The sequence below is a fragment of the Rhodococcus sp. NPDC054953 genome (genome assembly GCF_053609225.1).
Genome location: NZ_JBSGXD010000009.1, coordinates 31,328 through 58,237, shown reverse-complemented (window position 1 = coordinate 58,237; position 26,910 = coordinate 31,328). Strand labels below are relative to the sequence as shown.

The 26,910-nt window shown below is 73.9% G+C and carries 1 protein-coding gene; it reads right to left on the bottom strand.

Annotation, left to right across the window (positions count from 1 at the left end; translation table 11 throughout):
* Window positions 1-12 precede the first annotated feature (12 nt).
* Window positions 13-26,910, bottom strand: a complete 26,898-nt coding sequence (locus tag ACWF62_RS08725; protein WP_452629846.1) for a non-ribosomal peptide synthase/polyketide synthase — start codon at window positions 26,908-26,910, stop codon at window positions 13-15.

Below are 26,910 nucleotides of genomic sequence, written 5' to 3'. Positions count from 1 at the left end.
CCTTCCGTGTCGTCACGGCGCGTGGTGCGTCGCCAGATACTCGTCGAGGACGGGCCCGACGACGGCGAGGACCTCCGGTTCGATCATCTGGTTGTGCTCGCAGTCCACCTCGACCTCCCGGATGCCGCCGGTGACGGCGCCGCGCCACTCCTGCGGCGAGTGGTCCCCGGTCGCGGACCGGCCCGCGCGGAAGAACAGCAGGTCGCCGTCGAACACGTCGGGCCGGAACGCCCGCATCAGGCGCGTCGAGTCGGTGAATCCGGCGTTGATCCGCTGCAGGTGCTCCGCGGTCAGGCCGGTGTCCTGTCCGAACGATTCGTCGAGCAGCTCGACCGCCCGCTCGTAGGTCAGGTCGTCGTCGCCCGCGGGCAGGTCCTCGATGCCGAGGCCGTGCAGCAGTTCCCCGACGGTGAGGGTGTCGGGGGTGTCGTCGTCGGCCTCGACGTAGCTGTCCATGATCGCCAGCGTCGCCACCTCCTCACCGCGCGAGCGGAGTTCGACCGCGACCGCGTGCGCGATCACCCCGCCGAGGGACCAGCCGAGCAGGTGGTACGGCCCGTGCGGCTGCACCTCCTGCAGCTCCCGCACGTAGCGGGCCGCGAGGTCGGTGACCGAGGTGATGTGCGGTCCGCCGCTGAGGACGGGCAGCTGCAACCCGTACGCGGGGCGGTCCGCGGACAGGTGCCGCATCAGCCCGGAGTAGCCCCAGGACAGCCCGATCCCGGGATGGATGCAGAACAGGGGTGCCTTGCTGCCCTGGGTGCGCAGCGGAATCAGCACGCTGAGGGCCCGGTCGACGGGAGCGGAACCGCCGGGTTCGTCGACGGCGAGCGCGATCCCGCGCGGCGTCGGGTCCAGGAACACCGCCTGCAGCGGCAACCGCACACCGAGCCGGGACTGGATCTCCGCGACCAGGCGGGTCGCGACGATCGAGTTGCCACCGAGGTCGAAGAAGCTGTCCACCGCCCCCACCCGCTCGACCTCGAGAACCTCCTCGAAGATCCGGACGACGGCGCGTTCGGTTGCGGTGGCGGGCGGCTGGTACAGGTCGGTGCGGGAGCCGAACTCCGGCGCGGGCAGCGCGCGACGGTCCAGCTTGCCGACCGGGGTCATCGGGACCCGGTCCAGGACGGTGACGGCGGCGGGCACCATGTGCGCGGGCAGCCGCGCCGCGGTGTAGGCGCGCAGCTCCCCCGGGTCCGGGCGCAGGCCGTCGACGCCGACGACGTACGCGGCGAGCATCGTCGCGCCGGACGGTCCGGTGTAGCCGAGGGTGGCGGCGAAGCCGACCGCCGGATGCCCGGACAGGACGGTGTCGATCTCGCCGAGCTCGATCCGGAACCCGCGCACCTTCACCTGGAAGTCGCTGCGGCCCAGATACTCCACCACGTACCTAGTCGCCCCGTCGGCCCCGGCCGTGCCGTCGGTCGCCGGGCGGTCGGGCACGGCCCGCCACCGGACGACGTCGCCGGTGCGGTACATCCCGGTGCCGGGTTCGCCGAACGGGTTGGCGACGAACCGGCCCGCGGTCAGCCCGGGGCGATGGTGGTAGCCGCGGGCCAGGCCCGGCCCGGCGATGTACAGCTCGCCGGGCACCCCCACCGGGACCGGGTGCAGCCGGGTGTCGAGGATCATCTCCTCGAACCCGATCGCGGGGCGGCCGATGTCGACGGCCCGGTCGGCGCTCATCGGTTCGCTGACGCTGGCCTGAATGGTGGTCTCGGTGGGGCCGTAGCCGTTGAACATGTGCCGGTTCCGGGCCCACTTGGCGACCAGTTCGGGCGGGCAGGCCTCGCCGGCGACGGCGAGCACGGCGAGGTCGTCGAGCCCGTCGTCGTCCATCGACGCCAGCGCGGTCGGGGTGATGAACGCGTGCGTGACCCGTTCGCGGCGCAGCAGGTCCGCCAGCTCGGTGCCGCCGAACACGGTGGGCGGCACGATCACCACGTGCGCGCCAGCACCGAACGCCATCATCAACTCGAACACGGAGGCGTCGAAGCTGGGCGAGGCGAGGTGCGAGACCCGGGAGTCCGGTGTCACCCGGAACCGGTCGTGTTCCTCGGCCGTCAGGTTGGCGATGCCGCGGTGGGTGACGATGACACCCTTGGGCAGGCCGGTGGACCCGGACGTGTAGATCAGGTACGCCGGGTGCGCCAGGTGCAGCGGGGCGACGCGGTCGGCGTCGGTGACCGGGTCCGCGGACAGGGCGCCCAGCTCCCGGCGCAGCGCGTCGTCGTGGACCAGCCACGACACCGTGTCGGGGAGCCCGTCGCGGTGGTCGGGGACGGTCAGGCCGAGGACCGCGGCGGAGTCCCGCAGCATGTACTCGATCCGGTCCGTCGGGTACGTCGGGTCCACCGGGACGAAGCCGGCACCGGCCTTCGCGACCGCCCAGATCGCGAGCACCTCCTCCAGCGACCGGGACAGCCCGAGCGCGACGAACGTCTCCGGCCCGACGCCGCGGGCGATCAGGGCCCGGGCGAGACGGTTGGACCGCTCGTCGAGTTCCCGGTAGCTGACCCGGCGGTCCCGGAACGTCAACGCGACGGCATCGGGGTCGACGGCGGCCGCGTCGGCGAGCAGGTCCGGCCACAGCCGGGGGGTGCCGCCGGTCCGCCCGTGCGCGGGCGCGTACTCGGCCAGTTCGACGGCGCCGAGCAGGCCGACGTCGCCGACCGGGCAGGCCGGGTCGGCGGTGACCGCGCGCAGGATCCGCAGGAACCGGTCCGCGAGCGCGCGCACCGTCGCCGGGTCGAACAGGTCGGTGGCGTAGTCGAACGCCGCGGTCATGCCGTCCGGGGTGCCGTCGTCGTCGAACCGTTCGGCGAGGATCAGCTCCAGGTCCTCCTTCGCGACCCGGGTGGACAGGTCCATCGCCTCCGCGGTCAGCCCGGGCAGCTCCAGGTGCGGGGTCTCGGCGTTCTGGAACTCGAGGGACACCTGGAACACCGGCGAATAGGACGTGGACCGGGGCGGGTTCAGCTTCTCCACCAGCAGCTCGAAGGGCAGGTCCGCGTTGGCGAACGCGTCGAGGTCGAAGTCCTTGACGCGGGCGAGGAAGTCGGTGAACGACTCCGCAGCGTCGATCCGGGAACGCAGCACGAGGGTGCCGACGAACATGCCGATCATCTCGTCGAGCGCGGCGTCGCCGCGGCCCGCGATCGGGGTCCCGATCGCGATGTCGTCGGTGTCGCCGAGCCGGGCCAGCATCAGCGCGTAGGCGGCGTGCACGGCCATGAACACCGTCGCGCCCTCGCCGCGGGCCAGGTCGGTGACCGCGCGGTGCAGGTCGGCGGGCACCGCGAACTCGACCCGGTCCCCGCGCATCGTCTGCTGCAGCGGCCGCGGCCGGTCCGCGGGCAACGCGATCACGTCCGGCAGGCCGTCGAGCGCGTCCCGCCAGAACCGCCACTGCCGGGCGAGCAGCGACTGCTCGTCGTCCTCGGAGCCGAGGACGCGATGCTGCCAGAGCGTGTAGTCGGCGTACTGCGCGGGCAGCGGCGCCCACGCCGGGGCCCGGCCCGCGCTGCGGGCGACATACGCGGACATCACGTCCCGGGCCAGGGTGGCGAGCGAGACGCCGTCGGCGCTGATGTGGTGCACGACCACGACCAGGGCGTGGTCGTGCGGGGCGAGGGTGTACAGCGCGGCGCGGACCGGGACCGCGGCACCGACGTCGAAGCCCCTGGCCGCGAATTCGGTGATCCGCGACGGGAGGTCGCCCGGTGTCGAGGTCTCCAGGCTGAACTCGGTCAGCGCCGCATCGGTCCCGACGATGCGTTGCGTCGGCCTGCCGTCGACGACCGGGAACAGGGTGCGCAGCGACTCGTGCCGGTCCAGCACGTCGGTGACCGCCGCGCGCAGCGCCGCGACGTCGAGGGTGCCGGTCAACCGGACGGCGAGCGGAATGTTGTACGCCGGTGAGGTGGTGTCGAACTGGTTGAGGAACCACATCCGCTGCTGCGCGAGGGAGATCGGGATGTGGTCGGGGCGGGGGCCCGCGGTCAGCGCGGGCCGGGCGCGGTCGCGGTCGCCCGCGTCGATGTGGGCGGCGAGGGCCCGGACGGTGGGCGCCTCGAACAGGGCCCGGACCGCGACCGTGGCGCCGACGGCGCTCGCGAGGCGGGCGGTGACCCGCGTCGCGATCAGGGAGTTGCCGCCGACCTCGAAGAAGTCGTCGTCGATGCCGACCCGGTCCACGCCGAGGACGTCGGCGAACACGTCCGCGATGGACCGCTCAAGGGGGGTGGTCGGGGCGACGTACCCGCCGGTGGTGGTCGTGAATTCCGGCCGGGGCAGCGCCGCCCGGTCCAGCTTGCCGACCGGGGTCAGCGGGATCTCGTCGAGGACGGTGATCGCGGCGGGCACCAGGTGCGCGGGCAGGCGGTGCGCGAGTCCGGCGGTCAGGTCGGCGGGGTCGAGGCGGTGCCCGGTCGCGGGCATCACGTAGCTGGCGAGGGCGGTGTCCCCGGACGGGCCGGGCACCGCGACGGTCACCGCGAACCCGACGCCCGGGTGCGCCATGATCGCGGCGTCGATTTCGCCGAGTTCGATCCGGAAGCCGCGGATCTTCACCTGGAAGTCGCTGCGGCCCAGGTATTCGAGGGTGTAGTCGCCGGTGCCGACGCTGCGCGTCCAGCGGACGATGTCGCCGGTGCGGTACATCCGCTCGCCGGGGGCGTACGGGTTGGCGACGAACCGTCCCGCGGTGAACCCGGGCCGGTCGTGGTAGCCGCGGGCCAGCCCGAGTCCGCAGATGTACAGCTCGCCCGGCGCGCCCACCGGCACCGGTTGCAGGTGCGCGCCGAGCACCAGTTCCTGCACGCCGCGGATCGGGCCGCCGAGGGTGATCGGCCGATCCGGGGACATCGGGTCGCTGATGTTCGACATCACCGTCGTCTCGGTGGGGCCGTACGCGTTGTGCAGCAACCGCTCCGGTGCCCAGCGGGTGACCAGGTCCGGCGGGCAGGCCTCGCCGCCGAACACCACGTGCGTGAACTCGCCGAGCCCGTCGGGGTCGACGGTGGCCAGGGCGGCGGTGGTGACGAACGCGTGGGTGATCCGTTCCGCCTTGATCAGCTGCGCGAGCTCGGTGCCGCCGTAGACGGTCGGCGGGGCGAGGACCATCGTCGCGCCCGCCCCGAACGCCTGCAGGTACTCGAACACGGAGCCGTCGAAGCTCGGCGTCGAGAAGTGCAGGGTCCTCGATCCCGGCGCCGCGGCGAACCGGTCGAGCTGGTCGCGGGCGAAGTTGTCGAGGCCGGTGTGGGTGACCACGACACCCTTCGGGGTGCCGGTCGAGCCGGACGTGTACACCAGGTAGGCGGCGTTCGCGAGGGCGATCGGGGCGCGCCGGTCGGCGTCGGTGACCGGGGCGTCGGACTCGGCGGCGCACCGGTCGGCGACCGCGTCGGAGTCGAGGTACAGCCACGGCACCGACTCGGGCAGGGTGCCGCGGTGCGCGGTCAGCGCGAGGCCGACGGTGGCACCGGAGTCGGTGAGCATGTGGGTGATCCGCTCCGGCGGATAGTTCGGGTCCACCGGCACGAACGCGGCGCCGGTCTTCGCGACCGCCCACATGCACAGCACCGACGACGGGGACCGCGCGATGCCGACCGCGACGAACGACTCCGGTCCGGCGCCGAGCCCGATCAGGACCCGCGCCAACCGGTTCGACTCGAGGTCGAGGTCGCGGTAGGTGGTGGTGTGCCCCTCGTAGCTCAGGGCGGCGGCGTCCGGGTCGAGGGCCGCCGCGTCGGCGAGGATCTGCGGCAGGGTGCGCACCGAGCGGCCGGTCGGCCCGGACACCGGCAGCAGTTCGGCGAGCTCGACCGCGTCGAGGGCGTGGGCCTGCGCGACGCCGGTGTCGGGGTGCAGCGCGAACAGTCGCAGCACCCGGTGCACCCGGTCCGCGATCACCGCGACCTCGCCGCGGCCGAACGCGTCGGAGTACTCGAATTTCAGGTTCAGGCTGTCGGTTTCGGAGGCCACCAGCGCCAGCGGGTAGTGCGCGGAGTCGCGGCCGTCGACACCGGCCACCCGCATCCCGGCGATGTCGGTGTCCTCGCTCAACCCGGCCCGGTCGACGGGATACGACTCGAAGACGGTGAGGGTGTCGAACACCGACCCGGGGCCCGCGGCCTGCGCGATGGCGGGCAGCCCGAGCAGGTGGTGGTCGAGCAGGCCGGCCTGCTCGGCCTGGAGGGTCTCGAGCAGCTCGGCGAGGGTGTCGCCGGGGCGCAGGGTCACCCGCACCGGGATGGTGGTGATGAACAGGCCCACCATCTCCTCGATGCCGGGGATCTGCGGCGGCCGCCCGGAGACGGTGGCACCGAACACGACGTCGTCGCGGCCGGTCAGCGCGCCGAGCACGACGCCCCACGCGGCCTGCACGACGGTGTTGACGGTGACGCCGCAGGCGCGGGCCGTTTCGTGCAGCGCCGCGGTGTCCTCGGCGGGCAGCCGCAGGGAGTACTCGCGGGACCCGGCGGGGGCGGGCTGCCCCGGCGCGGTCGGCGCGAGCAGCGTCGGATCCCCCAGGTCGCCGAGGTAGTCGCGCCACACCTGCTCGGACCCGGACCGGTCGCGGCGGGCGAGCCAGTGCAGGTAGTCCCGGTAGTGCCGCACCCGCGGCAGCACCGACGCGTCGCCGTCGGTGGCGTACAGGGTGAGCAGGTCCCGCAGGATCAGTGGGGTGGACCAGCCGTCGAGCAGGATGTGGTGGTTGGTCAGGACCAGCCGGTACTCCCCCGGCGCGATGGTCACCAGCAGCATCCGCAGCAGCGGCGGCGCGGTCATGTCGAAGCCGGTGGTGCGGTCGGTGTCGAGGATCCGGACGAATTCGGCCTCGGCGACGCCGCGGCGCATCGTGGACAGGTCGACGACCCGCCACGGCAGCGCGGCCCGCGCGGGCACCACCTGGACGGCGGTGCCGTCCGGTTCCACCTCGAACGCGGCCCGCAGGTTCGGGTGCCGCTGCAGCAGCGCCTCGCCAGCGCGGCGCAGCCGGTCGGCGTCGACGGTGCCCCGCAGGTCCAGGGTCAGCTGCACGACATAGGGGTCGACGGTGTGCTCGGTGAGCCGGGCCTGGAACAGCAGCCCGGCCTGCAGCGGCCCGAGCGACCAGATCTCCGTCAGCTGCGGGTAGCGGCGCTCGAGCCGGTCGATGGTGGGCTGGTCCAGGTCGACGAGTGGCACGTCGGACGGGGTGAGGCCGCCGGCGGCGGGGTCGGTGGCGTGCCGGGCGACGGCGGTCAGCGCCTGCACCCACAGGTCGGCGAGCAGGGTGACCTCCTCCGCCGACAGCACCCCGGACGGGAAGTCCCAGGTGGCGCGCAGGCGGGGGCCGTCGGGACCGGCGAGGGTGACGGCGTTGACGTCGAGGACGTTCGCGACGGGCAGGGCGGGGTTCGGGGCGTCGTCCAGGTCGACGTCGGAGACCGGCATCCAGCCGTCGTCGGTGTCGGTGCTCGCGCCGCCGCCGAGCCTGCCCAGGTAGTTGAAGCCGACCTGCGGGGTCCGGGCGTCGGCCAGCGGCGAGTCGCCGGCCGCCGGGTACCGCAGCATCCCGAAGCCGATGCCATGCCCGGGGACGGCGAGCAGCTGTTCCTTGACGGCCTTGATCGCGGCGCCCGCGGCGGGGCCCGCGTCGAATGCCTCGTCCAGGTCGATGCCGGTGAGGTCGAGGCGGACCGGGAACATGGTGGTGAACCAGCCGACGGTCCTGGCCAGGTCCGCGCTGCCCGCCGACCCGGCGCCGACGGCGTCCTCCTCGCGGCCGTGGCCCTCGAGGGTGATCAGTGCGTCGGCGTGGAACTGGCCGCGGTCCGCGCGCCAGCGGGTCAACGCCAACGCGAGCCCGGTCAGCAGGCCGTCGTTGACGCTGCCGTGGAACGATTCCGGGACCGCGGTCAGCAGCGCCTCGGTGACGTCCGGCGGCACCTGCACCCGGACCCGCCGGGTGGTGGCGGCCACGTCGACGGCCGGGTCGATGGCGCGGGCACCGAGCAGCGGGTCCGGTCCGGCGAGCACCGACGCCCAGTGGTCGAGTTCAGCGCTGTGGTCGGTGCCGGCGAGGGCGTGCGCCCAGGTCCGCATCGACGTGCCGGTCGGGGCCAGGTCCGGTTCCGTCCCGGCGGCGAGCTGCGACCACGCGATCGCCAGGTCCGGGACCAGCACCCGCCACGACACACCGTCCACGGCCAGGTGGTGCACGACGAGCAGCAGCCGCCCGGCGCCGGTCGGCGGGTCGAACCACACCGCCCGCAGCACGATGCCGCGTTCCGGGTCCAGCCGCCCGGCGGCGTCGCGCAGCGCCAGCGCCGCGCCCGATTCGAAGCCGGGGCCGGTGACGGCGTCGACGGGCACCCGGGTCACCAGCGTGGCGGGGTCGACGGTCGCCGGCTCCGGCACCACGACGGTGCCGGTCGCCCGGTCGAGCCGGGCCCGCAGCATGTCGTGCCGGTCGAGCACCGCGCCGAGGACCCGCTCGAGCCGCTCCCCGGTCGCGTCCGGGGGCAGCGTCAGCAGCGCCGTCTGGGTGTACCGACCCAGATCGGCGGTGCCGCTGGCCCGGTCGAGGAACCACCGGGTGATCGGGGTCGCCGGGAACGCGCCGATCCCGCCGCCGGGCAGCTCCGCGAGCACCGCGCCGTCGTCCGCGGACGCGAGCTCCGCGACCTCCGCGAGCGCCGCCACCGTCCGGTGCTCGAACACCTGGCGCGGCGTCAACGTCAGCCCGGCGTCCTTCGCCCGGGCGACCAGCTGGATCGACATGATGCTGTCGCCGCCGAGCGCGAAGAACGAGTCGTCGACCCCGACATCCCCGGTCCCGAGGACCTCCGCGAACAGGTCGGCGAGGGTCGCCTCGGTGCCGCTGGCCGGGGCCCGGCCCGCGCCAGCGAGGGCGCCGAAGTCCGGTTCCGGCAGGGCCTTGCGGTCCAGCTTCCCGTTCGCGGTCAGCGGCAGCCGGTCCAGCGCGACGAACGCGGCGGGCACCATGTGCGACGCGAGTTCGGCGGCGAGGTGTTCGCGCAGCACGGCGCGGTCCAGGGTGGTGCCCGGCTCGGGAACCGCGTAGCCGACGAGCCGGGTCCGGCCCGCGCCGTCGTCGTGGACCGAGGCGACCGCGGCGGCGACGCCGGGGACGCGGAGCATCTCGGCCTCGATCTCCCCCAGCTCGATCCGGAAGCCACGGATCTTCACCTGCATGTCGCTGCGGCCCAGGTATTCGAGTTCGCCGCCGCGGCTCCAGCGCGCCAGGTCGCCGGTCCGGTACATCCGGGTGCCCGGCGTCCCGGCCGGGTCGGCGACGAACCGTCCCGCGGTCAGCTCCGGGCGGCCGAGATACCCGCGGGTGAGCTGATCGCCCGCGACGTACATCTCCCCGACGACGCCCGGCGGCACCGGGCGCAGCCGCCGGTCCAGGATGGTCACCCGCAGGCCGGGGATCGCGCGTCCGACGACGCTCGCCGAGGACGCCGCGGCGAGCGCCGGGGTCAGCGGCAGCCGGGTCACGTGCACGGTGGTCTCGGTGATCCCGTACATGTTCACCAGTTCCGGCTGTGCCGCTCCGTGCCGGGCGTACCAGCGACGCAGCTGCGCGAAGTCGAGGGCCTCCCCGCCGAAGATCACGTACCGCAGGCCCGACAGCAGGTCGGCACCGCCGTCCGCCCCCGTGTCGGCGCCGCCGACGGTCCGGTCCGCCTCCGCGAGTTGGTAGAACGCGGTCGGGGTCTGGTTCAGGACCGTGACCCGTTCCCGCTCGAGCAGGTCGAGGAACCGCTCCGGGGAGCGGGCGGTGTCGTGGTCGACGACGACGAGCCTGCCGCCGTGCAGCAGCGGACCCCACAGTTCCCACACCGAGAAGTCGAAGGCGAAGGAGTGGAACATCGTCCACACGTCCGTCGGCCCGAAACCGAAGCTGTCGCGGGTGTTCTCGAACAGGGTGAGCACGGCGGCGTGCGGAACGAGGACACCCTTGGGGCGGCCGGTGGACCCGGAGGTGTAGATGACGTAGGCGATGGACTCCGGGGCCAGGGGTGCGCGGCGGTCGGCGTCGGTGACCGGGTCCGCGGACGCGGCGGCCACCCGGGCCGCCACCGCGGGGTCGTCGAGCAGCAGGGTCGGGACGTCGCCCGTGGGCAGCCGGTCCAGGTCGGTGGACGCCGTCAGGGTGCACACCGGCGCGGCGTCGGCGAGCATGAATGCCAGCCGGTCCGGCGGGTAGCTGACGTCCAGCGGCAGGTATCCGGCGCCGGACTCGATCACCGCGAGCAGCGCGACGACCAGGTCGATGCCGCGGGGCAGCGCGACCGCGACCAGGGTGTCCGGGCCGGCGCCCGCCGTGACCAGCACCCGGGCCAGCCGGTTCGCCCGTTCCCGCAGCTCCCGGTAGGTGAGGGTGTCAGAGCCTGCGGTGACGGCCGCCGCGTCCGGGTCGGCCTGCGCGGCGGCGGTGAACGCGTCGGCGAGGGTGGTCCGGGGCGTCGGCCTGCCCGGCAGGTTCCAGTCGGCGGCCATCGCGTCCCGCTCGGCGGCGGTGCGCAGGTCGATCTCGGACACCGCCCGGTCCGGGTGGGCGCGCAGCGCCGTCACCAGCCGCCCGAAGCGGTCGACGATCGACGCCGCGGTCGCCTCGTCGAAGACGTCGCTCGCGTAGGTGAGGGCGCCGGTGATGCCCGCCGGGGCGCCGTCCTCGGTGAACGTCTCGGCGAGGGTCAGCTGCAGGTCGAACTTGGCGACCGGCAGGTCGGGCTGGATCGGGGTGACGGTCAGCCCGGGCAGCGTCAGCGTCGGCAGCTCGTTGTTCTGGAACTCGAGGAGCACCTGGAACAGCGGCGTGTGGCTGGTGGAGCGGTCCGGTGCGAGCGCGTCGACGAGCACCTCGAACGGCAGATCGGTGTGCTCGAACGCGGCGACGTCGCGGGCCCGCATCTCCCCGATCAGTTCCCGGAAGGTGCGCTCGGCGGGGACCGGGCTGCGGAGCACCAGGGTGCCGACGAACATGCCGACCATCTCGTCGAGCGCCGCGTCGCCGCGGCCCGCGACGGGAGTGCCGATCGCGAGGTCGTCGGCGCCGGTGAGCTTCGCCAGCAGCACCGCAAGCGCCGCGTGCATCGTCATGAACATCGTCGCGCCGCCGGTGCGGGCCAGCTCGGCCAGCGTGCGGTGGGTGTCGGCGTCGAGGCGCAGCGGGACCCGGCCGCCGCGCAGGGTCCGCTGCGCGGGCCGCTGCCGGTCCGTCGGCAGCGCGAGCACCTCCGGCAGCCCGGCGAGTTCGGTGGTCCAGAAGTCGAGTTGGGCGGCGTGCCGCGACTGCGGGTCGGCGGGGTCGCCGAGCAGCCGCCGCTGCCACAGCGCGACGTCCGCGAACTGCACGGCGAGCGGCTGCCCGCCGGGAGCCGTTCCCGCGGCGCGGGCGCCGTACGCGGCCATCACGTCCCTGGCCAGCGGGGTCATCGAGAAGCCGTCCGCGCAGATGTGGTGCACGACGATCGCGAGGACGTGCTCGGTGGGTACGTCCTCGAGCGGGGTGGGCGCGACCGCGAACAGGGCCACCCGGACGGGGACGGCCGCGGTCACGTCGAAGCCGTCGCCGACGAAGTCGGCGAGCCGCGCGGCGAGGTCCTCCTCGGTGACCGGCTGCACCGGTAGCTCGGCGGGGGCGTCGTCGACGCCGAGCACCACCTGTTCGGGCTCGCGGTCCGCCCCGAGCGGGTACACGGTGCGCAGGGTCTCGTGCCGGGCCCGCACGTCGCGCAGCGCTGCCGCGAGCGCATCGACGTCCAGGTCGCCGGACAGGCGGACGGCGAGCGGAATGTTGTATGCGGGTGAGCCGGTGTCGAACTGGTTGAGGAACCACATCCGCTGCTGCGCGGCGGACAGCGGCACTCGCTCCGGCCGGGGCCCGGCGACGAGTGCGGGGCGGTCGGCGCCGCCGGTGCTGTGCGCGATCAGGTGCGCGACCTCCCGCACCGTTCGCGCCTCGAACAGGGCCCGCACTCCGACCGGGCTGTCGAGGGTCGCGGCGAGCCGGGCCGCGACCCGGGTCGCGATCAGGGAGTTGCCGCCGAGGTCGAAGAAGTCGTCGTCGGCGCCGACCCGGTCGACGCCGAGCACGTCGGCGAAGACATCGGCGACGGTCTGTTCGATCGGGCTGGACGGCGGAACATACTGTGCGGCAGCAAAATCTGGTGCGGGGAGCGCGGAGCGGTCCAGCTTCCCGACCGGGGTGAGCGGGATCGCGTCGAGGAACGTGACGGTCTCGGGAACCATGTGCGCGGGCAGCCGGTCGCGGACGAACTCGCGCAGGGCCGCCACCGACGGCCGGGTGCCGTGCGTCGTGACGTACGCGACGAGATGGGTGGCCTCCCCCACCTGGTGGGCGAGGGTGACCGCGAAGTCGACGTCCGGGTGCGCGGCGACGGCGGAGTCGATCTCACCGAGCTCGATCCGGAAGCCGCGGATCTTCACCTGGAAGTCGGTGCGGCCCAGATACTCCAGCTGGTAGATGAGGTCCCCCGCCGTCGATGTCACCCCGACCACGTCGCCCGCCTCGGCGGGATCGGCGGGGATCCAACGCACCAGGTCCCCGGTCCGGTACATCCGCTCCCCCGGACCGCCGAACGGGTTCGCGACGAAGCGGCCCGCGGTGAACCCGAGCCGATGGTGGTAGCCGCGGGCCAGGCCGGGACCGCACAGGTACAGTTCGCCGGGCACCCCCGGCGGCACCGGCTGCAGCCGGGTCCCGAGCACCACCTCGGACACCCCGAGCAGCGGTCCGCCGATGCCGACCGGTCGGCCGGGCTGCAGCGGGCCGCTGATGTCGGCCATGACCGTCGCCTCGGTCGGCCCGTAGCCGTTGAAGAACCGTCGGGTCGGTGACGCCTCGACCCAGCGGGTCACCAGTTCCGGCGGGCAGGCCTCGCCGCCGACCACGACACCGGTGAACTCGTCGAGGCCCGCCGGGTCGACCGTCTCCAGCCCGGCGGTCGTCACGAACGAATGGGTGACGTGCTCGCTCGCGAGCAGGTCGGCGAGTTCCGCGCCGCCGTACACGGTGGGCGGGGCGATCACCATCGTCGCGCCGGGACCGAACGCGAGCAGGTAGTCCAGGACCGAGCCGTCGAAGCTCGGCGACGCGAAGTGCAGGGTGCGCCCGTGCTGGTGGGTGCGCAGCCGGTGCTGCAGTTCGCGGGTGAAGTTGTCCAGGCCGCGGTGCGGCACCACCACCCCCTTCGGGGTGCCCGTGGACCCGGAGGTGTAGATGACGTACGCGGTGTCGTCGAGGCGCAGCGGCGCCCGGCGGTCCGCGTCGGTGACCGGGGCGGCGGACACCGAGCCGAGCAGCTCGGCCGCGTCCGGGCCGTCGTTGACCAGCCAGATCACCCGGTCCGGCAGCCGGTCCACGGTGGCGGTGTCGGTGATGCCGAGGACCGCGCCGGAATCGGTGAGCATGTGGGTGACGCGGTCGGGCGGATAGTTCGGGTCCACCGGGACGAAGGCGGCACCGGACTTGGCGATCGCCCAGATCGCGGTCACCGACTCCACCGACCGGGCCAGGCCCATCGCGACGGCCGTCCCCGGGCCCGCGCCCCGCGCGATCAGCAGCCGCGCCAGCCGGTTCGATGTCGCGTCGAGGTCCCGGTAGCTGACCGAGCGGCCGCCGCCGGCGCCGGGATCGCGCAACGCGATCGCGTCGGGGTCGATCGCGGCCGCGTCGGTGAGGATCCGCGGCAGGGTGCGGTGGGGGGTCGCGGGCAGACCCCTGGCCGGGACCAGGTCGGCGTTCTCGTCGGCGGTGAGCAGCCGCAGCCGCGCCAGCGGCAGGTCGGGGGTGGCGACCAGGGTGGTGAGGATGCGTTCGACGCGGCGGCCGAGTCGTTCGACGTGTGCATGATCGAACAGTTCCGGGAAGTACTCCACCTTCAGGGTCAGCGCGTCGTCGTCGGACGCGATCAGCGCGAGCGGGTAGTGCGCGGTGTTCGCGGTGTCGTGGATGCCGGTCACGTGCATCCCGGCGATGTCGGTCGCGGCGGTCAACGCGTCCCGGTCGACGGGGTACGACTCGAAGACGGTGAGGGTGTCGAAGACGGCGCCGGGACCGGCCGCGGTCTGAATGTCGGACAGGCCGACATGATGGTGGTCGAGCAGATCGGCCTGCTCGGCCTGCAGCCGGGTGAGCAGTTCGAGCAGCGTCTCGCGTGGGTCGAGGGTCACCCGCACCGGCAGCGTGTTGATGAACAGGCCGACCATCGTCTCGATGCCCCGCACCTGCGGGGGCCGGCCCGCCACCGTGCCGCCGAAGACGACATCGTCGCGGCCGGTCAGTTCGCCGACCAGGATTCCCCATGCGGCGCGGATCATCGTCGACACGGTGGTGCCGCGGTCGCGGGCCAGGGTGCGCAGCGCGGACGCGGTGTCGGCGCCGAGGTCGATGCGCACCTCGTCGGCGGTCGGTCCGGTGGGGCGGCCCCGCCCGAGCAGGGTCGGTTCGGTGACCCCGGCCAGCGCCTCCCGCCAGGCGCGCACGGACTCCTCCCGCGGGCGGCGGGCCAGCCACCCGAGGTAGTCGCGGTAGGACGGGACCCGGGGCAGCTGCCGGTCGTCGCCGTCGGTGACGTACAGGGTCAGCAGGTCCCGCAGCACCAGCGGCATCGACCAGCCGTCGAGCAGGATGTGGTGGTTGGTGAGCACGATCCGCTGCTCGTCCGGTCCGAGCCGGATCAGCATCAGGCGCAGCAGCGGCGCGGTGTCCATGTCGAAGCCGCGGGCCCGGTCCTCGGTCATCAGCCGGTCCAGCGCCCTGGCCTGCTCGGTGGGCGGATGCCCGGTCAGGTCGATCTCCGTCCACGGCAGGTCGACGTGCCGGTGCACGATCTGCACCGCGCGGCCGGTGTCGTCGGCGACGAACGCGACCCGCAGGTTCGGGTGCCGGTCCAGCAGCGCCTGCCCGGCGCGACGCACCCGCGCCGGGTCCGCGCCGCGCACCTCGAGGGTCAGCTGCACCGTGTACGAGTCGACGGCGCGCTCGCCGGCCGCGTCCTCGCCGTCCCTGGCGCTCGCGGCGTGGAACAGCAGCCCGGATTGCAGCGGCGACAGCGACCACACGTCCTGCAGGTCCGGGGTGCGTCGTTCGAGCCGGTCGATGGCGGGCTGGTCGAGCTCGACCAGGTCCAGGTCGGTGGGGGTGAGGCCGCCCGCGTCCGGCCCGGCGACGTGGCCGGCGAGCGCGGCCAACGCGGCCGTCCACAGGTCCGCGATCTCCCGGACGTCGGCATCGTCGAGGACCCCCGACGGGTACGCCCAGGTGGCCCGCAGCACCGGGCGGTCGTCGACGAGGGTGGTGACGGCGTTGACGTCCAGCGCCGCGGCGACCGGGCGGTCGTGGTCCTGCGCCCGCTGCATGTCGACGTCCGCGGTCGGGGTCCACATCGCGTCCGCGCCGTCGTCGGTGAGGTCGGTCGCGAACCGGCCGAGATAGTTGAAGCTGACCTGCGGGGCGCGGTGCCCGCGCAGCTCCGCCCCGGCCTCCCGGTCCAGGTAGCGCAGCAGCCCGTAGCCGACCCCGTTGTCGGGGACGGCGAGCACCTGCTCCTTGACGGCCTTGAGTGCGGCGCCCGCCGCGGCCGCCCCGGCGAACGCGGCGTCGAGGTCGAGGTCGGGCAGCCGCAGCCGCAGCGGGTGGATGGTGGTGAACCAGCCGACGGTCCGGGACAGGTCGGCGCCGCCGACCACCTGGTCCTCCCTGCCGTGCCCCTCCAACCCGATCAGGGTGTCGGCGTCCACGTCCCTGCCGTGCCGCCGGTGCCAGCGGGTCAGCGCCATCGCCAGTGCGGTGAGCAGTCCGTCGGTGACACTGCCCCGATAGGTGTCCGGGATCGCGGTCAGCACCGCCTCGCTGACAGCCGGGGGCACCTCGACGGTCACCCGCGCGACCGTCGACTCGACATCGACGTCGGGGTCGAGGGGCCGCGACCCGAGCAGCGGGTCGGGCCCGTCGTGCATGCCGCGCCACAACGCCAACTCGTCGCGGCGGCCGGTCGCCGCGTCGACGAGGGCGTGCGCCCACCGGCGCATCGACGTGCCGACCGGGGCCAGCGCCGGCTCCTGCCCCGCCGTCACGTGCGCCCACGCGACCGCGAGGTCCGGGACCAGGACCCGCCACGACACGCCGTCGACGACGAGGTGGTGCACGACCACCAGCAGCCGGTCCTCCCCGGTCGCCGAGTCCAGCCACACCACCTGCAGCATCACCCCGCCCGCCGGGTCGAGGCGGTCCTGCGCGGCGTCGAGGACGGCGAGGACCGTCGCCGCGTACTCGTCGGTCCCCGGTGCCGCCTGCACCGCGACGCGCCGCACGCAGGTCGCGGCGTCGACGGCGCCGACCGGCCGCACCTCGAGCACCGGGTCGCCGTCGGCGGCCCCGTCCACGATCCGCAGCCGCGCCCGCAGCATGTCGTGCCGGTCCACGACCGCCTGGACCGTGGCGATCAGCGGTTCCAGGGAGGTCAGGCCCGCCGGGGCGCGCAGCAGGGTCGGCTGCGACATCCGCTCGAAGCCGCCGCCGCGTTCGAGCAGCCACCGCACGATCGGGGTCGGCGGCATGTCCCCGACCCCGCCGCCGGGCAGTTCCTCGAGCGCGGGCGCCGGGACGTCGCCGGTCTCCGCGGCCGCGGCGAGGGCGGCGACGGTCTTGTGCTCGAACACGTCCCGCGGGGACAGATAGACGCCCGACTCCTTGGCGCGGGCGACGAGCTGGATGGACATGATGCTGTCGCCGCCGAGCGCGAAGAAGGAGTCGTCGACCCCGACTTCGTCGGCCCCGAGGACCTCGGCGAACAGCCCGGCGAGCACCGTCTCGACCGGCCCGTCCGGGGCGCGGTGCGTCGCGGCGCGGGCGGTGAAGTCGGGTGCGGGCAGCGCCCGGCGGTCGAGCTTGCCGACCGGGGTGACGGGCAGGTCGACGAGCACCATCAGCGCGGCGGGCACCATGTACGGCGCCAGCAGTGTCTCGGCGAACGCCAGCACCTCCCCCGCGTCGACGGTGGCGTCGGCCCGGGGCACCACGTAGCCGACGAGGCGGGTGCGGCCCGTGTCGTCGACGTGCGGGGTGACCACGGCCCGCGCCACCGACTCGTGCCGCATCAGCGCGGACTCGATCTCGCCGAGCTCGATCCGGAACCCGCGGACCTTCACCTGGAAGTCGCTGCGGCCCAGGTATTCCAGTTCACCGGACCGGTTCCACCGGACCAGGTCCCCGGTCCGGTACATCCGCTGTCCCGGATCGAACGGGTCGGGGAGGAACCGTTCGGCGGTGGTGCCGGGCCGGTTCCGGTAGCCGCGGGCCACGGCGGGCCCGGTGACGTACAGCTCGCCGGTCACCCCGGCGGGCACCGGGTGCAGCCGGTCGTCGAGGACGGTGACCGCGCCGCCGGTCGGGGGGCGGCCGATCGTCACCGGCCGGTCCGGGTGCATCGGGCCGGTCACCGACGCGACGACGGTCGCCTCGGTCGGGCCGTACGCGTTGAACATCGACCGGCCGGGCACTCCGTGCGGTACGGCCCACTGCCGGACCAGCTCCGGCGGGCAGTTGTCGCCGCCGGTGACGACGCACTGAAGGTCCGGCAGCGCGTCCGCGTCCACCGACCCGAGGGCGGCGGGGGTGACGAACGCGTGGGTGACGCGGCGGCGGCGCAGCAGATCGGTGAGTTCGGCGCCGCCGACGACCTGCGGCGGCGCGACGACCATCGTGGCCGCGGCACCGACCGCGAGGAACAGTTCCAGGATCGACGCGTCGAAGCTCGGGGACGAGAAGTGCAGGGTGCGGGAGTCGGGGGTGACGGCGTACCGGACGCGTTCGTCGGCGCCGAAGTCCGCCAGCCCCCGGTGGGTGACCATCACCCCCTTCGGGACGCCGGTGGATCCCGAGGTGTAGATCAGGTAGGCGGTGTGGTCGAGGCGCAGCGCGGCCGTCCGGTCGGCGTCGGTGACCGCGGCCGCGGGCCGGGCGGCGACGTCCGCGGTGGTGGCCGCGTCGTCGAGGGCGACGGCGATCACCCCGTCGGGCACGATGGCGCGGTGGGCGTCGAGGGTGACGGTGATCGCGGCACCGGAGTCCTCAAGCATGTGCAGGATCCGGTCGTGCGGGTAGTGCGGGTCGACGGGGACGAACGCGGCCCCGGTCTTCGCGACCGCCCACACCGCGAGCACGGACCGCAGCGAGCGGGGCACCGCGACCGCCACCACCGCTTCCGGGCCCGCGCCGAGACCGATCAGCAGCCGCGCCAGCCGGTTCGATTCGGCGTCCAGGTCGCGGTAGCTGCGGGTGGTGTCGTCGGCGTCGATCACCGCGGCCCCGTCCGGGTTGGCAGCCGCCGCGGCGGCGAGCAGCTCCGGCAGGGTGCTGGCCCGCACCCCGGCGGGTCCCCGGACCGGGGCGAGCGCGGTGACGGTGTCGGGGTCGAGGACCGTGACGTCGCCGACCGGCGCGTCGGGGTCGGCGGTGACACCGTCGAGGATGCGCAGCAGCCTGCGCGCCATCTCGTCGATGGTGTCGGGGTCGAACAGGTCGGTGGCGTAGGTGAATCCGGCGTCGATGCCCGCGGGTGCGCCGTCCGAGTCGAACTGTTCGGTGCAGGTCAGTTGCAGGTCGAAGTTGGCGATCGTGACGGCCTGCTCGACCGTGCTGACCGTCAGCCCGGGCAGTTCGAGGTGCGGCCGCTCGTTGTTGCGGAACTCGAACATCACCTGGAACAGCGGCGAGTGCGCGGTGCTGCGGCCGGGGGCGAGCGCGTCGACGAGACGCTCGAACGGCAGGTCCGACTGGTGGAATGCCTCGAGATCGCGGTCCCGCACCGACGCGAGCAGGTCGGTGAACGAGCGGTCCCCCGGCACCGCGCTGCGCAGCACCAGGGTGCCGACGAACATGCCGACCATGTCGTCGAGTTCGGGTTCGCCGCGGCCGGCGATCGGGGTGCCGACGACGATGTCGGAGGTCCCCGACGACCGGGCGAGCAGCACCGCGAGGACGGCGTGCATCGCCATAAACACGGTGGTGCCGCGGTCCCTGGCGATCGCGACGAGCCGCCGGTGCAGGTCGGCGTCGATCCGGAACGGGGATTCGGCGCCGTGCAGGGACTGCGTCGCGGGCCGCGGCCGGTCGGTGGGCAGCGGAAGCAGATCGGGCAGGCCGTCGAGGGTGGCGGTCCAGTACTTCAGTTGCCGCGCCATCAGCGACTGCGGGTCGTCCTGGTCGCCGAGCACCCGCCGCTGCCAGGACGCGTAGTCGGCGTACTGCACCGGCAGCGGCGCCCACTGCGGGACCAGTCCCGCCGTGCGGGCGCCGTACGCGCCCATCACGTCCCGCGCCAGCGGCGCCATCGAGAAGCCGTCCGCGCAGATGTGGTGGACGACGATCACCAGCACGTGCCGGTCGGCGCCGGTGCGGAGCAGTCGGGCGCGCAGCGGCGGCGCGGCGGTGACGTCGAAGCCGACCCCGGTGAGGTCGGCGATCCGACCCTCGAGGTCGGTCTCGGCGACCGGTTCGGGTGTCAGATCCGGGGTGACGGTGTCGGTGGGGCGCACCTGCTGCACCGGCGCCCCGTCGACGAGCGGGAACCGGGTGCGCAGCGACTCGTGCCGTTCCAGCACGTCCGCGACCGCGGCCGTCAGCGCCGGCACATCCAGGTCGCCGTCGAGGCGGATCGCCATCGCGATGTTGTAGGCGGGTGATGCGGTGTCGAACTGGTTGACGAACCACATCCGCTTCTGCGCCAACGCCACCGGGGCCGGGTCGGGGCGGGCGGTCCCCGGTTCCGGCCGCAGCGGCGGGCGGTCCACCGCGGCCGCGGTCGCGGACGCGACCCGCAGCGCCAGCGTCGCCACCGTCGGCGCGTCGAACACCTCCCGCACCCCGATCCGGGCGCCGAGCGCGCCGTTCACGCGGGCGACCAGACGCGCCGCGATCAGCGAGTTGCCGCCGAGGTCGAAGAAGTTGTCGTGCACCCCCACCCGGGTGGCGCCCAGCAGGTCGGCGATGGTGGCGCAGAGGATCTCCTCGACCGGGTTGCGGGGCGCGACGAACTCCGCCGACGCCAGCACAAACTCGGGTTCGGGCAGCGCCCGGCGGTCCAGCTTCCCGGAATGCCCGAGCGGGAACTCGTCGAGGACGAGGATCTGCGCGGGCACCATGTACGCGGCCAGCTCGGCGGCCGCCGCCGCCCGCACCGCCGCCGGGTCCACGTCGACGCCCGGCTCCGCGACGACGTACCCGATCAGGGAGTCGCCGGTGATGTCGTCGTGGTGGGTGACGGCCACCGCCTGCGCGACGCCGGGCGCCGCGAGGAGGGCGGCCTCGACCTCGCCGAGTTCGATGCGCTGCCCGCGCAGCTTGACCTGGAAGTCGGTGCGGCCCAGGTAGTCGAGGACGCCCGCGCTGGGGTGCCCCGGGGCGCGGCTGGGGCGTTCGAGCCAGCGCACCACGTCGCCGGTGCGGTACATCCGCTCGCCCGCGCCGCCGAACGGGTCGGCGACGAACCGGTCCGAGGTCAGGTCCGGGCGGCCGACGTAGCCGCGGGCGATCTGCACGCCCGCCAGGTACAGCTCGCCTCGCACCCCCACCGGGACCGGGTGCAGCCGCGAATCGAGCACGTACAGGCGGGTGTTCCACACCGGCGCCCCGATCGGGATGTCGGTGGTGTCGGCGGCGGACACCTCCCATGCAGTGACGTCGACCGCCGCCTCCGTCGGCCCGTACAGGTTGTGCAGGGCGGCGCCGCAGAACCGGCGGAACACCTCGGCCGTCGCGGGCGGCAGCGCCTCGCCGCTGGTGAACACCCGCAGCAGCCCCGCACATTCCTCGGGTCGGGCGGCGGACAGGAACGTCGCCAGCATCGACGGCACGAAGTGCACGGTGGTGACGTGCTCGGCGGCGATGACCCGGGACAGGTAGTCGGGGTCGCGGTGCCCGTCGGGGGCGGCGATCACCAGCCGGGCACCGGTCATCAGCGGCCAGAACAACTCCCACACCGACACGTCGAAGGTGACCGGCGTCTTCTGCAGGACCACATCGGACCCGTCGAGCGGGTAGCCGTCCTGCATCCACCGCAGCCGGTTGACGATCGCCCGGTGCGTGACGGTGACCCCCTTCGGGGTGCCGGTGGACCCGGACGTGTAGATGACGTAGGCGGCCGAGTCCGGGTGCGGCACCGGGAAGTCGGCGGCGGCGGTGTCGGGTGCGGTGAGGGTGTCGAGGTCGAGCACGTCCACGGTGTCGGGCAGAACGCCGCGGTGCTCGCCTGCGGTCAACACGCACACCGGTGCCGCGCTGTCGAGGACATGCCGGGTGCGGGCGGGCGGATGATCCGGGTCGAGCGGCACGTAGGCGGCGCCGGCCCGGATCACCGCGTGGATCGCCAGGAGCAGGTCGTCGGAACGGCGCAACGCCACCGCGACCCGGGACTCCGGCCCCACCCCGCGGGCGCGCAGCACGCTGGCGAGCGCATCGACCCGGTCCGCGAACGCGGCGTACGTCCAGGACCGGTCCCCGAAGACCACCGCGACCGCGTCGGGGGTCCGGTCTACCTGCTGCCGGAGCAGTTCGGGGAGGGTGCGGGCGCCGTCGACGGCGACGGCGGTGTCGTTCCAGTCCTGCACGACCCGACGCCGCTCGTCCGCGCCGACGGTCCGCAGGTCCCCGACCAGGGCCTCCGGGTCCGCGGCCACCTCCTCGAGGACGCGAACGAACCGGTCGGCCATCGACGACATCGTGGTGTGATCGAAAAGGTCACGGGCGTAGGCGAACTGGGTGTCGAGGGGGCCCGGTTCCCCATCGCTGCCGGTGTGCTCGGTGGCGATCACCTGCAGGTCGAACTTCGCGGTGCCGGTGTCCACATCGGTGACGTCGGCGTCGACGCCGGGCAGTTCGAGGTGCGCCTCGACCGCGCCCTGCAGCACCAGCATCACCTGGAACAGCGGCGAGTGCGCCGTGGTCCGGGTCGGGTGCATCGCGTCGACGAGGATCTCGAACGGTAGGTCGGTCCGCCCCATCGCGGCCAGGTCGCCGGCGCGGACCCGGTCCAGCAGCGCGGTGAACGGTTCGGCGGGGTCGACCTGGGCCCGCAGCACCAGGGTGCCGACGAACATGCCGACCAGGTCGTCGAGGCCCGCCTCCCCCCGCCCCGACACCGGCGATCCGATCGAGATGTCGGATTCTCCGCTGGACCGGGACAGCAGCACCGCCAGCGCCGCGTGCAGCACCATGAACAGGCTGGTGCCGTGCCGGTGCGCGAGAGCGTGCAGCCGCCGGTGCAATACCGGATCGACGGTGACGTCGACGGTGCCGCCGCGCATCGACGCCTGCGCGGGCCGCGGCCGGTCGGCGGGCAGGGACAACACCTCCGGGGCGCCGTCGAGGGCGTCGGTCCAGTACCGCAGCTGCCGGGACATCAGGCTGTCCGGGTCGTCGACGGACCCGAGCAGGGCCCGCTGCCACAGCGCGTAGTCCGCGTACTGCACCGGCAGCGGCGCCCAGTCCGGCGCCGCGCCGGCAACCCGGGCGGCGTACGCGGCGAGCACATCCCGGGACAGCGGCCCCATCGACAGGCCGTCGGCGGCGATGTGGTGCACCACCAGCACCAGCACGTGCGTGGTCGGGTCGATGCGCAGCAGCGTCGCGCGCAGCGGGGTGGCGGCGGTCACGTCGAACCCGGCGGTTGCCAGCGCCCGCACCCGCGGGCGCAGCCGGTCGACCGGCACGTCCACCGGCGTCAGGTCGGGGGTCGACTCGGCAGCGGACCGGACCTGCTGCACCGGCCCGGTCGGGGTGTTCGGGAAGACGGTCCGCAGCGTCGCGTGCCGCTGCACCACGTCCCCGAGCGCGGCGGTCAGGGCGGCCACGTCCAGGTCGCCGGTCAGGCGCACCGCGATCGGAATGTTGTACACCGCCGACGTCGTGTCGAGCTGGTTGACCACCCACATCCGCTGCTGCGCCATCGAGACCGGCACCGGCCCGACGTGCTCCCGCGCCACCAGTTCCGGACGGGACGCGCCGCCCGCCTCCCCGGCGCGCCGCGCGAGCAACGCGACGGTCGGCGCCTCGAACAGGTCCAGCACCCCCAGCGAACTGCCGAGCGCGGCGTTGGTCCGCGCGATCACCCTGGTGGCGATCAGGGAGTCGCCGCCGAGGTCGAAGAAGCTGTCGTCGACGCCGACCCGGGCGGCGGTGAGGACGTCGGTGAACACGGCCGCGATGCGGCGCTCGGTGTCCGTCGACGGCTCCCGGTACTCGGTGCCGGTCGCGTCGAAGCGGGGCTCCGGCAGCGCCCGTCGATCCACCTTGCCCGCCGGGGTCAGCGGCACCCGGTCGAGGACGACGATCGCCGCGGGCACCATGTGCGCGGGCAGGGCGTCCGCGGCGCGCGCCAGCAGGGCCGCGGTGTCGACCGCCGCGCCGTCGGCGGGAAGGACGTACCCGACGAGTGCCGTGTCCCCGGACGGCCGGGCGTGCCCGGCGGTGACCGCGAACGCGACGGCCGGGTCGCCGCGCAGGACCGAGTCGATCTCGCCGAGCTCGATCCGGAATCCGCGGATCTTGATCTGGAAGTCGCTGCGGCCCAGGTACTCGAGTTCCCCGAACCGGTTCCACCGCACCAGGTCCCCGGTCCGGTACATCCTGCTGCCCGGCCGGAACGGGTCGGCGACGAACCGTTCGGCGGTGGTGCCGGGCCGGTTCCGGTAGCCGCGGGCCAGGCTCGGGCCCGTCACGTACAGTTCGCCGGTCACCCCGACCGGCACCGGGTGCAGCCGCTCGTCGAGCACCATCGAGCCGCTACCGAGGGAGGGGCCGCCGATGGTGACCGGGCGGTCGGGGTCGAGCGGGGAGCTGATCCCCGCCACCACCGTCGACTCCGTCGGTCCGTACGCGTTGAACAGCACCCGGCCGGGCACTCCTCGCGGACTCGGGGTATGTGAGACAGCCCACTGCCGGACCAGTTCCGGCGGGCACACGTCGCCGCCGGTGATCACGCAGCGCAGGGCGTCGAGCCCGGTCGGGTCGACGGACGCCAGCGCGGCCGGGGTGATGAACGCGTGCGTGACCCGGTGGCGGCGCAGCAGCTCGGCGAGCTCGGCGCCGCCGTAGATGGCGGGCGGCGCGATCACCATCGTCGCGCCGGCGCCGACGGCGAGCAGCAGCTCCAGGATCGACGCGTCGAAGCTTGGGGACGAGAAGTGCAGGGTGCGGGAGTCGGGGGTGATCGTGAACCGCTCCTGGACGTCCTCGGCGAGGTTCGCCAGACCCCGGTGGGTGACCACCACGCCCTTCGGGACGCCCGTCGAGCCGGACGTGTAGATCAGGTAGGCGGCGTCGTCGAGGCGGGTCCCGTGCCGCGGTCCCGCCGCGCCGCCGTCGGGTGCGGGGCTGTCGGGTGCGGCGGCGGCGAGCCGGTCGAGGTCGTCGACGTCGAGCCAGTCGACCAGGTCGGGGACCTGCCGCCGGTGGTCCCGCGTGGTCAGTCCGAGGGCGGCGCCGGAGTCGGTGAGCATGTGCTCGATCCGGTCCGCCGGATAGTTCGGGTCCACCGGAACGAATGCGGCCCCGGTCTTCGCGACCGCCCACACCGCGGTCACCGAGTCAACGGATCGGGCGATCGACAGCGCGACGACGGAACCCGGCCCCATCCCGCGGGCGGCGAGCAGCGCGGCGAGGGTGTCGGACCGGGAGTCGAGTTCCCGGTAGTCGAGGGCGCGGTCGCCGTCGACGACGGCGACCCGGTCGGGTCCGGCGGCGACGGCGTCCGCCAGGATCCCGGCCAGGGTGCGGTCCGGGGCTGGCGCACCACCCCACACCGGGGTCAGGGCCCCGGCCTCGGTCGCGGACATCAGCGGCAGGTCGCCGCACGGCCGGTCGGGTTCGGCGACGGCGCGGGTCAGGACCCGGTCCAGGCGGGCGACGAGCGCGGCAACGACCTCGGGAACGGCCACGTCGTTGGCGTGGTGCACGACCAGCGACGGGGGCAGGTCCGGCGCGGTCGGCTCGCGGAACTGCAGCACCAGGTCGGCGTCGTCGGGCGCGGGCTCGGATTCGGGCGCGGGGATCGCGACCGGGAGGGTGGGGAGGTCGAGGTCGGCGGCGATCCGGGTGCCTGCCGTGCCGCCGTGGTCGGCGGCGCGGCGATACCGGTCGGCGACGGCGCTGACGAGGTCGGCGAACGGGGCGGCCCCATCGAGGACGGTGCGGATCGGGAGGCCACCGCCGCCCGCCGCGGCGACGTTGGTGGTGATCGCAACATCGTCGGTGCCGGTGAGGCGTCCGACGAGGACCGCAACGGCGGCGTGGCATACCGCGGCGTCGGGAACGCCCAGCGCCGCGGCGACGCGGCGCACCCCGGCGACGGTGTCGGGATCGAGATCGAACTCGGTGGTGGTGTAGCCGGGTTGCCGCAGGCCGGGGTCGACGCCGGGCAGGGTGGGCGCGGTGGGCAGCCCGGCCAGCTCGGTGCGCCAGAAGTCGACGTCGGCGGCCGCCCGCATCGCCTCGGCGCCGACGGCCGCCGACTCGGGGTGGATCGTCGTGATCGGGGTGTCCCGGCCCGCGGCGAGGAACTCCTCGGTGAGGGCGACGAAGCTCTGGTGATGGTCGTGCAGTTCGTCCGATCCGTACCGGTTCGGGTTGCCGCGGAAGTCCACCAGCGTCCGGGCGGGCGATCCGCTCTGGTAGATGTTCACCAGCAGGTCCTGCACCGGGCCGGAGGTGACGATGTGGTACTCCCCGACCACCGACCCGAGGGTGATCTCCTGCCGGAACAGCATCACGTTGACCATCGGTCCGGACAGGCCCTGGCGGGCGCCGGTGAGTCCGGCGTCGCGGCGGATGTCCTCGATCGAGCATCGCTGGTGCCGCAGCGCGCCCATCAGTTCCAGCTGCACCCGCTGCACCAGGGTCCCGACGGTGTCGTCGTCGGCGACGGTGATGTTCAGCGGTGCGACGTTGACCAGCATGCCGCCGGAGCGTTGCAGCGGTGCGGTGGTCCGCGCCGACACCGGAAGGTTGACCAGCACGTCGCGGCGCCCGGTCATCCGGGAGAGGTAGCACGCGAACGCGGCGATCAGCACCGCGGCCGAGGTGCCGCCGTATCGGTCGTCGGACGCGCCGAGGCGGTGCAGGCCCTCGGGTGAGAGGGCGGCACTTTCGAGGCGGCTGCGCGCGGACACCGGACCCTCCCGCCCGGCGAGGGTGGATCCGTTCTCGATGCCGCGCACGTGCTCCGCCCAGTACTCGCGGTCGGAGGCGAATCTGCCCGATTCCCGGTACTTGACGTCCAGGTCGTACACCTGACGCAGGTCCAGCGCCCGGCTCGGCTCCGGTTCGACGCCCTTCGCGGCCGCGGTGTACAGCGCGGCGATCCGGTTGACCATCGTCATGCCGCTGTAGCCGTCGAGCGCGACGTGGTGAATCCTGGTGTACCACAGGTAGTCGCGGTCGCCGACCTGGAGAATCGTCATCTCCACCAGGCGGTCCCTGGTGATCCGGATCGGCGTCACGTAGTCGGTGTCGATCCAGGCGTGCGCCGCGGCCATCGGGTCCCGTTCGCCGCGGAAGTCGAAGAACCCGATCTGGGTGTCGATCGACGGGTCCACGATCTGCCGCGGCTCGCCGTCGATCTCGACCAACGTCAGGAACGGCGATTGGAACTCGTGCGCCGCGGTGAGCGCGGCCTCCCGCAGCAGCGGTATGTCGATGTCCCCGTGCAGTTCCACGTACTGCGCGATGAATGTCGGCACGGTGGGGTTGAGCTGCTGGGAGAACCACATCGTCCGCTGGACCGCGGACAGTGGGAAGGCACCGGACGCGCCCGACACGGAGGAGTCTGCGTCGCGGCCGGGATCAACAGAGGAAGAATCCTTCAT